Below are 12,361 nucleotides of genomic sequence, written 5' to 3'. Positions count from 1 at the left end.
AGTCCGCAACCCGGAGGTGCACATCCCGTGGCCGCCAACGTCAATCCCACCGTCAGGCGACGCCGACTCGGCTCGGAACTGCGCAAGCTGCGTGAGCAGAAGGGAATGACCGCGGAGGAGGTCGCCGCCCGGCTGCTGGTCTCCCAGTCGAAGATCAGCAGGCTGGAGAACGGGCGCCGCAGCATCAGCCAGCGCGACGTGCGCGACCTGTGCAGCGTGTACGGGGTCGAGGACAGCCGCCTCGTCGACTCGCTGATGAACATGGCGCGCGAGTCCCGGCAGCAGGGCTGGTGGCACGCCTTCGGCGACGTCCCCTACAGCGTCTACATCGGCCTGGAGACCGAGGCCGAGTCCCTGCGCGTCTACGAATCCCTCATCATGCCGGGCCTGCTGCAAACACGCGGCTACGCGGAGGCAGTCATCGAGGGCATGTGGCCGGAGGCAACACCCGCGGACCTCGAGAAGCGGATCCAAGTGCGGCTCAAGCGGCAGGAACGCATCTTGGACCCCGTGAAGCCGCTGCGCTACTGGGCCGTCGTCGACGAGGCGCTCCTGCGCCGCGTGGTGGGCAGCAAGGTGGTCATGCGCGAGCAACTGGAGCACCTGGCAAACGTAAGCTCCATGCCGCACGTCACACTGCAGGTGCTCCCCTACGCCGTGGGCGCTCACCCGGGGATGTACGGCAAATTCGCCATCCTGGAGTTCGAGGACGAGTCCGACGCCAGCGTGGTCTACCTCGAGGGCGTCACCAGCGACCTGTACCTCGAGAAGCCGTCGGACGTGCAGAGCTACAGCGTCATGTACGAACACTTGAGGGCCCAGGCCCTGAATGCCGAGCAGTCCCGGCAGTTCGTGATCGACATCGCCAAGGAGTACGCGACCTGATGGGGGTCCAGCACCCGTGGGCGGCAGGGTACACCGCAGGCCGCATGGTGGAAGCGGGTCATGGAATATGCCATCCGGTCGGGTGAACCGGCCATCCAGGATGTGATGTTGGCGAGTAGCGTCATTTGCGCCCCCGGGGCGTGATCACGCCTCCCCGACTGGACCATCCGGAGTGTAAAGAATGGCAACACCGCAGATCCACAAGGAAGCCTGGAAGAAGTCCTCGTACTCGGCTGCCAACGGCGACTGCATCGAGGTGGCGAGGCCGAGCGACGAGGTCATCGCCGTACGCGACTCCAAGGACCCCAAGGGACCGATTCTCAGCTTCACGAAGGAGTCCTGGGCCTCCTTCGTCGCAGCCGCGCAGCAGGGCGCATTCCCTGCCGCCTGACCCACCAGCAGATGAAGACGACCCCCTCGACTGGCCCGCCGTCCTGGCCGAGGGGGTGCACTTCCACCGCCACACCTACAACTAGTCGCCGTTGACGATGCGGCGGAGCTTCACCACCGACTCATCGGAGGATCCCAGAACGCGCTCAGCGGCCTCGAGATACCGCGATGCCACTTCCACCGCCTCCTCTCGCATGTCACAGGACGCCAGTTGCGAGGCAAGCCCGGCCTGATTGGCGAGAAGATAGGGATGCTCAGCCCCCAGTGCGCGTTCCTGGCCGATGACCACTCTTCTCCCCAAGTCGATCGCGTCCTGAAGCCGGCCGGTCCGCTCGTAGATCCAACTCAGCAATACCGCGGCCGAGAGTGCCTGCTGGTGGTCGCGGCCCTGGACACGTGAGCGGTCGTCGAGCACACGTTCCGCGACCGCCAGTGCCTCAGCAGTCTGCCCCCGCTTGAACAGCCCGTACGCCTGGTTGTGACGAGCCATGAGGGTTGTCGGGTGATCACTGCCCAGGCTGCTCTCACAGGCTGCCACGACGCTCGCCGCTGAATGATCGAACTCCTCGAAGTCGCCCAGAGGAACAAGGTGCTCCAGGAGGGTCGCCCGGGTACGCAGTGTCTCTACGTGATCGCCACCAAGCGCTTGTTGCTGCAACTCCGCAATACGACGCAGCAGCACCACACCTTCTGCTCGCCGGCCCATTTGGCAAAGCGGTGCCGCCAAGGCGTACCCACTCTCGCAGGTCTCGATGTGACCGGGTCCGAACAACCGCTCACAGTCGTCGAAGACTCGCCGGAGAACCTCTTCCGAGTCAGCAAAGCGCCCCAGCCGGAACAAGGCCCATCCCGCCCGTCTCAAGGCATGCATCACCCTGACGTCGGAAGCACCCAGCGCCCGCTCCCCGGCCTGCGCCGCACGGACCGCCAGATCATGCGCGCCGGTGTAGTCGCCACCTTCATGGAGCTGCTCCGCGATGCGCGATGCGAGCGTTACAACCGGGGCCGCAGCTTCTCCCAGCGGCTCCCTCTTCACCAGCGCCGCAATGTGTGGCGCCAGCACCCGACCCAGCTCCTGGGACTCCGCCGAAACCGCATCGTGAGGAGTGGCCGCCTCCAACAGGCTTGCCGCGGCGACAAGATAGGGCGATCTCTGCCTTTCGGGCACCTCGGCAGCCACGCTGCTGAGCAACACCCTGTGCGAACGGACCGATCGAACAGGACCATCCATACGCGGTACGTCGACAATCGCGACCAGGGAATGTTCGATCAACCCTCTGAGCGCCTGTTCGAGCCGTCCGCTGCGAAGCGAGGGTTCACCCTCCTCGGCGCCCAAGGTGACGGTCTCGGCCCGAGCGAGAACCGTGAGCGGCATGGGCTCCGCGCTCCAGCAGGACATGAGCCGTAGGAGTGTGGTGGCCTCGGGAAGTCCCTCGCCGGCAAGCGCCTCCAGCGAGAGCTTCCACGTACGTGCGACGGGGTCGTCTTCCGCGCCGATGCGCCCCACAGCCGGCAACCCCCGATTCAGCTGTCCGAGCGGGTCCTCCTCCAGACGATCCGCATACTCAGACATGGATACGGCCTCCAGTAGCCGGCTCGACAGGTAGGAACCGGCCAGGTTCAACGCCAAGGGCAGGCATCCCAGCTTCTCCGCCACCTTGACGGCTTGCTCGAAGCCTCCTGCTTCCGGCGCGAGGTCACAAAGGGCCTGCGCAGCGTCATGAAGCGGCAGCACCTCGACCGCATGCCGGACGGCCTCTCGCCACACCGGCGAGTGCGCCCGCCGAGAGGTCACCATCACCACGCCATTGCGGCTCCTCCTGAGCCATCCTCCGGCGAGCACGGTGGGATCGTCCGCGTTGTCGATCACCAGCAGCCAGGGGTGGACGGCATGGTCGAGGTACTTCCACACAAGGTCGGCCGCCGGACGCAAGCCCGCCTGCGCCGCTGCCGCCTCTGCCGGGTCGGCGCCCTGGTCGATGGCGACCGCCAGCATTGCCGCGCGGAACCCGGCGGGATCGGAGGCGCTGACCCACAAGCCCACCTTGTCCGTCGTGGCGGATGCCTCCTCGAACACCGCATGCACCAGGGAGGTCTTTCCCGCACCCCCGACCCCGTGAAGCACATGAACCGACCCGCCCTCGCCCGCGAGGACTTCCCGGAACCTGGCCATCAATTCGGAACGATCGCGAAGAACCCCCGGAACCGTCCCAACGAGTGGCACCCGCACCGAGTCGGGTACCGGAAGCCGCGGCCCGTCCCGTTCCAGCCCTCCCGGTGTCAGGCCAGGTCTCTCCCCGTAGTGATGGTGATGTTCGACGATGTGCTGGTCACGCGCAGCCTGAAAGACCCGGCCCTGCCCCGATGCCCGGCCGTACTGGGATCCCGGCTCCCCGTCCTCGGGGGCCGTCATCGTTCGGTGATGTGCTGGTCGCGTCCTGCCTGGTACACGCGGCTTTCCCCTTCGGCCCGCGCCTGAAGGTGAATCGTCGTGTGTACCTGAGCCCCGGTGACGGGTCCCGCCATCGCAAGATCGTCCAGGATCTGCCGCAGCTCATCGGCCGCGCTCGGGTCGTTCGCCAGCAATCGACGTATCCGTCCGGACCACTCCTCGGTGAGTTCGAGCTCCGTTCCCGCGTCTCCCGACTCTCGCGCCGCGAGGATGTCCTCCCGCGTCGCCTCGAGCTCTCCGATGATGCCGTCGGTCCGGCTCGGTTGCGTCCGGTTCCAAAGCGTCGCCAGGCTGTCCCGCACCCGCTGCCAGGCATCCGTTGCCATGAGGGTCACAACCGTGGTTCCCGCGCTGCGTGCCAGATCGACGATCTCCGGTTGCATCTCCACCCCACCCCGTCCCCGTATCGCATCCCGCCACGCGCGAGAGTCGATCCTCACACTACGGTCGCGAGTTGATGACTGTCCGGGGTCCGCGAGACTTCCACCGGCCTTGGTCCGAAGCCGTACCGCCTCCGGCTGGCGCAGCCGGTCGACGTAGGTGTCGGCCCCCGGCACCGTGGGGAGGAAGGGCGCGACGAGTTCGACCCGGCCCGGGCCCGTGCCGGCCGCCTCGGTGTCCGAGCCCGCGTTGGGGTGGCCGAGCGCGTGGAAGCCGCGGGGCCCCTCTGGCGCCGGCGATGAAGTGGTCGCCCGCGGGTTGGTTCGCCGTCGCGCTCGCTTCGGGTGTCCTCTTCGATGCCTCCGGTGCAGTTGACTGGAAGTCAGATATGGATGCCCATGGCGGTGCCCGACATATCTGTGTACGGTCCGCGAAATCACCCGCCACCGCGAAGGAGCCCGTCATGCGCGCCCCCGTTCCCGGCCTCGCCACCCGTGCCACCAGCGTCGGCGGATCTCCGGTACGGGAGATCCTCGCGCTGACCGCCCGTCCGGAGGTGATCTCCTTCGCCGGCGGGCTGCCCTCCCCCGAGCTCTTCGACGCCGCGGCGATACGCGCCGCCTACGACCACGTCCTCGCCGAGGCGCCCGAGAGGGTGCTGCAGTACTCCACCACCGAAGGGGACCCGGCGCTGCGCGGGGCGATCGCCGGCCGGCTCACCCGGGCGGGGCTGCCCACCGGCTCCGACGACCTGCTCGTCACCAGCGGCTCTCAGCAGGCCCTCACCCTGGTCTCCACGGCCCTGCTGGAACCCGGGGACGTCGTCCTCGTGGAGGATCCTGGCTACCTGGCGGCGCTGCAGTGCTTCGCCTTCGCGGGCGCCCGCGTGGTGCCCGTCCCCACCGACGCGGACGGCATCGACCCGATGGCCCTGGAACTGGCCGTCGTCCGGGAGAAGGCCAGGCTGCTCTACCTGGTGCCGACCTTCCACAACCCCACTGGCCGCACGATGACGGCCGAGCGCCGGCAGGCGGTCGCCCTGATCGCCGAACGTCACGGGCTGTGGATCGCGGAGGACGACCCGTACGGGGAACTGCGCTACGACGGCGAGGCGGAACCGTGGATCGCCTCCCACCAGGCTGCCGCGGACCGTACGGTCCTGCTCGGCAGCCTGTCCAAGATCATGGCGCCCGGGATGCGGCTCGGCTGGCTGCGCGCCCCGGCCGCGCTGCGCCGGGCGTGCGTGGTGGCCAAGCAGTCCGCCGACCTGCACACCTCGACCGTGGACCAGGCCGCCGCCGCCCGCTACCTCGCCGACTCCGACCTCGACGCCCATCTGGCGCGGGTCCGCGCCGCCTACCGGGAGCGGCGGGACGCCCTGCTGGCCGGACTGCCCGGGGCACTGCCCGAGGGCAGCGCGTGGAACCGGCCGGAGGGCGGCATGTTCGTCTGGGCCCGGCTGCCCACCGGGTACGACGCGGCACAGTTGCTGCCCCAGGTGGTGGCCCACGACGTGGCCTATGTGCCGGGGGCACCCTTCTACGCGGGCGAGCCCGACCGTGCGGCGTTACGGCTGTCCTTCGTCACGCACACCCCCGACGAGATCGGGGAAGGACTGCGCCGGCTCGCCAAGGCCCTGGCCATCGCGGCCGGCTGAGACCGTTTCCGACAGAGCGTCAATTCGCCTGCGTAGTGGCGGTGGTGGACCGCGCTCCCGGGCTGGATGCGGGGCCCGCCGGTCCAGGCCTGCGCCGGCTTCACGGCGCGCACCGAGGGCGCGCCCGAGGGCGAGGCGCCGCACCGGCCCGCCGGCCGTATGGCGCTTCTGGAGCCGGCCACGGACGGCGACGTGGCGGAGGCCGGCGCCCTCCTGACCTGCGACCGGGCGCGCGACCACCGGACGGTCGCCACTGGTGAACGCGGGCGAACTGCTGCGCTGACAGGGACGGATGGACCCGGACGGGCTGCGTCCGGCGTGCGGTCGTTCCGGCGAAGTACCCGCTCATGGTGGGGCGCCGTACACAGTCACAACAACGTGAAGTAAGGTCAAGAACGAGTAAAATCGTTCTACTCGCTGATCGGTGTTCATGTCCTTGAACATCGATGGTCTTGACCAGCCCCTTCCCAGGCGGTTCAATCTGGGGCGCCGCCCCGCGACGGACGTACCGGCGAAGTGCGCTCCCGTTCACAAGGCGGACCCCTGGAAGGGGCAACAACGCATGAATGGTCTCGACTGGGCCGTACTCATCGGCTACTTCGGCGTGATGGTCGCCATCGGCCTGTGGTCCCACAAACGCGTCGACGACGTCGGCGACTTCTTCACCGCGGGCGGCCGCATGCCCTGGTGGCTGTCCGGCATCTCGCACCACATGTCCGGCTACAGCGCGGTGATGTTCACCGGTTACGCCGGCATCGCCTACACCTACGGCGTCACCTCGTACGTCACCTGGTCCTTCCCGATCGCCATCGGCATCGCCATCGGCGCCAACCTCTTCGCGCCCCGGCTCAACCGGCTGCGCTCCCGGCTGCACGTGGCCTCGCCGCTGGAGTACCTGAAGAACCGTTACAACGTCCCGACCCAGCAGGCCCTCGCCGTCTCCGGCGTGCTGCTGAAGATCGTGGACGTGGGTGCCAAGTGGGCGGCGATCGCCACCCTCCTGTCGGTCTTCACCGGTGTCTCCCTCAACCAGGGCATCCTGATCACCGGCGCCGTCACGGCCGTCTACTGCACGGTCGGCGGGCTGTGGGCGGACGCCCTCACCGAGCTGGGCCAGTTCGTCATCCAGCTGCTGGCCGGCCTCGCCATGCTGGTGGCGGTCCTGGGCGAGATCGGCGGGATCAGCGGGCTGTGGACGGTCTGGGACAAGCTGCCGGACGACCACACCGCGCCGACCGCCGGGCCGTACACGCTGACCTTCCTGCTGGCGTACCTGTTCATCAAGACGTTCGAGTACAACGGCGGCATGTGGAACCAGGCCCAGCGCTACATGGCCACCTCCAACGCCCGCGCGGCGACCCGCTCGGCCCGGCTGTCGGCCGTGCTGTGGTTCGTCTGGCCGCTGGTCCTCTTCTTCCCCATGTGGGTGGCCCCGCTGCTGGTGAAGGCGCAGAAGCCGGACGCCTCGGACTCGTACGCCCTGCTGACCGAGCAATTGCTGCCGCACGGCCTGCTGGGCCTGGTGGTCGTCGGCTTCTTCTCGCACACCATGGCCATGTGCTCCTCCGACGCCAACGCCATCGCCGCCGTCTTCACCCGGGACATCGCGCCGGTGCTGTCCAGGGCGGCGCGCGGCTGGGACGCGCGGGCCGGGCTGATCGCCGCCCGGATCACCACCGTGGCCTTCCTCGCCCTGTCGATGGCGGTCGCCACCCAGGTCAACTCGCCGACCTTCAAGGACATCATCACGGTCGTCATCAAATGGGTGGCCGGTCTGATGGGCCCGATCGCGATCCCGTTCATGCTCGGGTTGCTGCGGACGTTCCGTAAGTCCGGCCCGACGGCGGCACTGGTCTCCTGGGCCGCCGGCCTGTTCGCCTTCTGGCTCACCAACTACGGGCTGGACGGGGTGCAGCTGCAGATCCAGATCGTGACGCCGCTGGCGGTCTCCCTCGTGCTGTACGTGCTCATCGGCTTCGCCAAGCCAGAGGACACCCCGGAGCGCGACGCGATCCTGGCGCGGATCAACTCCGACGACGACGGCGACGACGCGGCCGCCGCTGCCGTGCCCGAGGAGCCCGCGAAGGCCTGACGGCCGGTGTCCCGGGGCGGGCCGCCCACCCGCCCCGGGACAGCGGTACCCGCGTGCCGGCGGCTCGGTTCGCCTCCGAAGCGCTCGCCGAAGCAGCGGTGCCCGCGCCCCCGCTCACAGGACGTCGGCGAGTTCCTGCAGCAACCGCCGCTTCGGCCGTGCCCCCACCAGGGACATCACCGGCTCACCCGACCGGAAGACCATCAGGGTCGGCATCGACAGGACGCCGTACGCCGACGTCGCCCGCGGGTTGTGGTCCACGTCGAGCTGGACGACCTTCAGCCGGCCCGCCTCCTCCCGGGCGACCTCCGCCAGGACCGGGGCGATCTGGCGGCAGGGCGGGCACCAGTCGGCGGTGAACTCCACCAGCACCGGCCCCTCGGCCCCCAGTACCTCCTCGGCGAACGTCGCGTCGGTCACCTCGGTCAGGCCCTCGGTGTGCGTCGTCATCGCGTACTCCCCTCGCTTGCCTCGCAACTGAACTCGCAGCGCGGTTCGGACGCGCCCCCGGCCGAGGCCAGCTCGGCGCGGACGAGTTGCGAGCCGAGCCGCTCACGGACCTCCGTCAGACGGTCGATGCACTCGTCCAGCTCCGCCAGCTTGCGCCGGTAGACCTCGAGCGAGGCGGCGCAGGTGTCCCCCTGCGGGTGGCCGGCCCGCAGGCAGTCCACGAACGGGCGGGTGTCCTCCAGTTCGAAGCCGAAGGCGCGCAGTGCCTGGATCTGCCGGAGCAGCCGCAGGTCCTGCTCGTCGTAGGCCCGGTAGCCGTTGCCCGTACGCCGGGCGCGCAGCAAGCCGAGCGATTCGTAGTGGCGCAGGGCGCGGGTGGTGGTCCCGGCCCGTTCGGCGAGTTCTCCGATCCGCATGCCCCGACGGTAGACCTTGACGCCGACGTCAAGGCCAGTCCGGATATTCCCCGTCCGGGCCCCGCGGCCCGGTGATCCTTCCGACACCGCCGGCTGACGGATGCCGCGCCTATCCTCGGAGGATGACCCAGACTCCGCCCACCGCCAACAGCATGCGCCGTGCCCTGAGGCGTGCCCGTGACGGCGTCGCGCTCGACACCGCGGAGGCCGCGGTGCTGCTCCAGGCGCGGGGGGCGGACCTCGCCGCCCTCACCGAGAGCGCGGCCCGGGTGCGGGACGCGGGTCTGGAGGCGGCGGGACGGCCCCGCGTCATCACCTACTCCAAGAGCGTCTTCATCCCGCTCACGCGTCTGTGCCGGGACAAGTGCCACTACTGCACCTTCGCGACGGTCCCCGGCAAGCTGCGGCGGGCCGGGCACGGGATGTTCATGTCCCCGGACGAGGTGCTGGAGATCGCCCGCCGCGGTGCCGAACTCGGCTGCAAGGAAGCCCTGATCACGCTCGGGGACAAGCCGGAGGACCGCTGGCCCGAGGCCCGCGAGTGGCTCGACGCCCACGGCTACGACGACACCATCGCCTACGTCCGTGCGATGTCCGTGCGGATCCTGGAGGAGACGGGGCTGCTGCCGCACCTCAACCCCGGGGTCATGAGCTGGACGGACTTCCAGCGCCTGAAGCCGGTCGCCCCCTCCATGGGCATGATGCTGGAGACGACGGCGACCCGGCTGTGGAGCGAGCCCGGTGGCCCGCACTACGGCTCCCCCGACAAGGAACCCGCCGTGCGGCTGCGGGTGCTGGAGGACGCGGGCCGCAGCTCCGTGCCCTTCACCAGCGGCATCCTCATCGGCATCGGGGAGACCTACGAGGAGCGCGCCGACTCGCTGTTCGCGCTGCGCCGCGTGGCCCGGTCGTACCACGGCGTCCAGGAGCTGATCATCCAGAACTTCCGCGCCAAGCCGGACACCGCGATGCGCGGCATGCCGGACGCGGAACTGGACGACCTGGTGGCCACCGTGGCGGTTGCCCGGCACATCATGGGCCCGTCGGCCTGCCTTCAGGCGCCGCCGAACCTGGTGGACGCGGAGTACGCCCGGCTGATCGGGGCCGGCATCGACGACTGGGGCGGGGTCTCCCCGCTCACCCCGGACCACGTCAACCCCGAGCGGCCCTGGCCGCAGATCGAGGAGCTGGCGGCACGCTCGGCGGAGGCGGGCTTCAGCTTGCGCGAACGGCTGTGCGTCTACCCGGAGTTCGTCCAACGCGGCGAGCCGTGGCTCGACCCGCGCCTGCGGCCGCACGTCACCGCCCTGGCCGACCCGGCCACCGGCCTGGCCCGTGAGGACGCCGAGGTCACCGGCCGTCCCTGGCAGGAGCCCGAGGAGGTCTTCACCGCGGCGGGCCGCACCGACCTGCACCGCGCCATCGACACCGAGGGCCGCACCGGCGACCGCCGCGAGGACTTCGACGAGGTGTACGGGGACTGGGAGGCGCTGCGCGAGCAGGCCGCGCCCGGCCTGGTCCCGGACCGCATCGAGGCCGACGTGCGCACGGCGCTGTCCGTGGCCGCCGACGACCCCACGAAGCTGACCGACGCCGAGGCGCTCGCGCTGCTGCACGCGGACGGGGCGGCGTTGGACGCGCTGTGCCGGATCGCCGACGACGTCCGCCGTGACGCGGTCGGCGACGAGGTCACCTACGTCGTCACCCGGAACATCAACTTCACCAACGTCTGCTACACCGGCTGCCGCTTCTGCGCCTTCGCCCAACGCCGCACCGACGCCGACGCCTACACCCTGTCCCTGACCCAGGTCGCCGTCCGCGCCGAACAGGCCTGGCAGGTCGGCGCCACCGAAGTCTGCATGCAGGGCGGCATCCACCCCGACCTGCCCGGCACCGCCTACTTCGACATCGCGCGGGCGGTGAAGGAACGCGTGCCCGGCATGCACGTGCACGCCTTCTCCCCGATGGAGGTCGTCAACGGCGCCACCCGCACCGGCCTGTCGATCCGCGAATGGCTGACCGCCGCCAAGGAAGCCGGCCTGGACTCCGTCCCCGGCACCGCCGCCGAGATCCTCGACGACGAGGTCCGCTGGGTCCTGACCAAGGGCAAGCTGCCCGCCGCCACCTGGGTCGAGGTCATCACCACCGCCCACGAGCTGGGCCTGCCCTCCTCCTCCACCATGATGTACGGGCACGTCGACCAGCCCCACCACTGGCTCGCCCACCTGCGGCTGCTCGCACGGATCCAGCAACGGACCGGCGGTTTCACCGAGTTCGTGACCCTGCCCTTCATCCACACCAACGCACCGGTCTACCTCGCCGGCATCGCCCGCCCCGGCCCCACCCTGCGCGACAACCGCGCCGTCACCGCCATGGCCCGCCTCCTGCTCCACCCGCACATCCGCAACATCCAGACCAGCTGGGTCAAGCTCGGCACCGACGGCGCCGCCGAGATGCTCCGCTCCGGCGCCAACGACCTCGGCGGCACCCTGATGGAGGAGACCATCTCCCGCATGGCCGGCTCCAGCTACGGCTCCTATCGCTCCATCCGCGACCTCGTCGCCATCGCCGACGCCGCCGGCCGCCCGGCCCGCCAGCGCACCACCACCTACGGCGACGTCCCCGCCGAACGCATCGCCACAGGTCTGGCCACCGACGGCCACCTGCCGGAGCTGCTGCCGGTCCTGGAGGACTGACCGATCGCTTGAGAAGGTGCCCGCCACCACGGCTTCGCGACCCGCCGCCCCCGTTCGAGGGAGGCGGCGGTCGTATCGCGGGTCACCTGCGGATCATCGGGGAGTACCTCGTGCCCGCCGTGACGCACGGCCCGCTGGACGGGTCCTGCCCCGGCACGATCAGCGGCGGCCTTCAGTAGGAGGCGGGGACGAGTCCGACGCCGAGCTGGCGCAGCCACTCCAGGTTGTCGTACTGGACCCACTCTTCCGCCAGCCTGCCGTCCTCGTCGTAGCGGAACATGTTGATCAGAGTCAGCGTCACCTTCTTGCCGTGCGGCTGCACCGTTCCCACCGGCGTCGGATCGAACGGATTCTCGAAAATGCCGCCCATCTCCGTCCGGCAACCGATCAGATTCCCGGCTGAGACGATTTCATATCGCTCGCAGTAGTAGTCCGTGAAGGCGTTGCGCATCTGACTGAAAAAGCTCGACAGTTCCTCGAACCCGAGGTCGCCGTCGGGGCCGTGGAACGCGAAGTCCTCACTGAAGTAGGCGCGCAGTGCGCCCGGATTCTCCTTCGAGATGGCGTCCCGGCCGATGCGGACGAGCGCACGGGAACGCACGTCGTAGCGGGTGTCGTCGGGGGATATGAAATGAGTCATGGTGTTTCCTCTGAGATCAGGTTGCTCACGGTGCCGTGCCGCATCGCGGCGCGCCCCTGCGAAGCCGACGCAGCGCCGCAGAACCGGAAGCGGATTCCGGGTCGAAAGATCCTGCCCGGGATGGACTCGGTCTCTTGTAAGACCGCGCACAAACGCCGCGGGCGCCGGCGACCTGGCTGGCGGCCGGTCATGCTCTGCACTGCTTTCCTCATGAAACAGCTTTGCACCGCCGGAGACATTCCACCAGCGAATCGTTGGCATCGCTCCCATGCGGAAACAGCATGGCTCGCCGGCCGGAGCAG

The 12,361-nt window shown here is 69.5% G+C and carries 10 protein-coding genes and 1 pseudogene; 6 read left to right on the top strand and 5 right to left on the bottom strand.

The genetic code is table 11. From position 1 onward, the window contains the following. Window positions 1–27 precede the first annotated feature (27 nt). Window positions 28–885, top strand: a complete 858-nt coding sequence (locus tag AC3EUJ_RS04365; protein WP_431959565.1) for a helix-turn-helix domain-containing protein — start codon at window positions 28–30, stop codon at window positions 883–885. Between the two features lie 181 nt (window positions 886–1,066). Continuing rightward, complete coding sequence (locus AC3EUJ_RS04360) at window positions 1,067–1,276, top strand: DUF397 domain-containing protein (protein ID WP_431959564.1); 210 nt, start codon at window positions 1,067–1,069, stop codon at window positions 1,274–1,276. 81 nt (window positions 1,277–1,357) lie between these two features. Here AC3EUJ_RS04360 and AC3EUJ_RS04355 read toward each other — a convergent pair whose 3' ends face one another. Together AC3EUJ_RS04355 and AC3EUJ_RS04350 are read right to left on the bottom strand one after the other, a co-directional pair. Further along, complete coding sequence (locus tag AC3EUJ_RS04355; RefSeq protein WP_488180939.1) at window positions 1,358–3,361, bottom strand: tetratricopeptide repeat protein; 2,004 nt, start codon at window positions 3,359–3,361, stop codon at window positions 1,358–1,360. Between the two features lie 323 nt (window positions 3,362–3,684). Beyond that, window positions 3,685–4,110, bottom strand: a complete 426-nt coding sequence (locus AC3EUJ_RS04350) for a hypothetical protein (RefSeq protein ID WP_431959606.1) — start codon at window positions 4,108–4,110, stop codon at window positions 3,685–3,687. A gap of 461 nt (window positions 4,111–4,571) precedes the next feature. On the opposite strand from AC3EUJ_RS04350, the gene AC3EUJ_RS04345 reads away from it, so the two are divergent. From AC3EUJ_RS04345 to AC3EUJ_RS04335, 3 genes and pseudogenes are all read left to right on the top strand, one after another. Next, the gene (locus AC3EUJ_RS04345; RefSeq protein ID WP_431959562.1) at window positions 4,572–5,765 is read left to right on the top strand and encodes an aminotransferase-like domain-containing protein; all 1,194 of its coding nucleotides are present in this window, start codon (window positions 4,572–4,574) and stop codon (window positions 5,763–5,765) included. A 48-nt stretch (window positions 5,766–5,813) separates the two neighbouring features. Beyond that, a pseudogene (locus AC3EUJ_RS04340) lies at window positions 5,814–6,048 on the top strand (SDR family oxidoreductase); the annotation flags it as partial. Window positions 6,049–6,327: 279 nt separating this feature from the next. Next, on the top strand, window positions 6,328–7,857 hold the full coding sequence (locus AC3EUJ_RS04335; protein WP_431959561.1) for a sodium:solute symporter family protein: 1,530 nt from the start codon (window positions 6,328–6,330) through the stop codon (window positions 7,855–7,857). 114 nt (window positions 7,858–7,971) lie between these two features. Here the strand turns inward: AC3EUJ_RS04335 and trxA are convergent, their stop codons facing one another. Both trxA and AC3EUJ_RS04325 read right to left on the bottom strand, forming a co-directional pair. Continuing rightward, on the bottom strand, window positions 7,972–8,307 hold the full coding sequence (gene trxA, locus AC3EUJ_RS04330; RefSeq protein WP_431959560.1) for a thioredoxin: 336 nt from the start codon (window positions 8,305–8,307) through the stop codon (window positions 7,972–7,974). After that, complete coding sequence (locus AC3EUJ_RS04325) at window positions 8,304–8,723, bottom strand: MerR family transcriptional regulator (protein WP_431959559.1); 420 nt, start codon at window positions 8,721–8,723, stop codon at window positions 8,304–8,306. Before AC3EUJ_RS04325 ends, trxA begins: the two co-directional genes overlap by 4 nt. 122 nt (window positions 8,724–8,845) lie before the next feature. Between AC3EUJ_RS04325 and AC3EUJ_RS04320 the strand changes: the two genes are divergently transcribed. Further along, entirely contained in the window at window positions 8,846–11,419 is a 2,574-nt protein-coding gene (locus AC3EUJ_RS04320; RefSeq protein WP_431959558.1) for a bifunctional FO biosynthesis protein CofGH, read from the top strand. Window positions 11,420–11,591: 172 nt separating this feature from the next. Here AC3EUJ_RS04320 and AC3EUJ_RS04315 read toward each other — a convergent pair whose 3' ends face one another. Further along, on the bottom strand, window positions 11,592–12,059 hold the full coding sequence (locus tag AC3EUJ_RS04315) for an ester cyclase (RefSeq protein ID WP_431959556.1): 468 nt from the start codon (window positions 12,057–12,059) through the stop codon (window positions 11,592–11,594). Between the last annotated feature and the right edge of the window lie 302 nt (window positions 12,060–12,361).

The organism is Actinacidiphila sp. bgisy160 (genome assembly GCF_057707815.1).
This window is presented reverse-complemented; position numbering and strand designations above follow the sequence as displayed.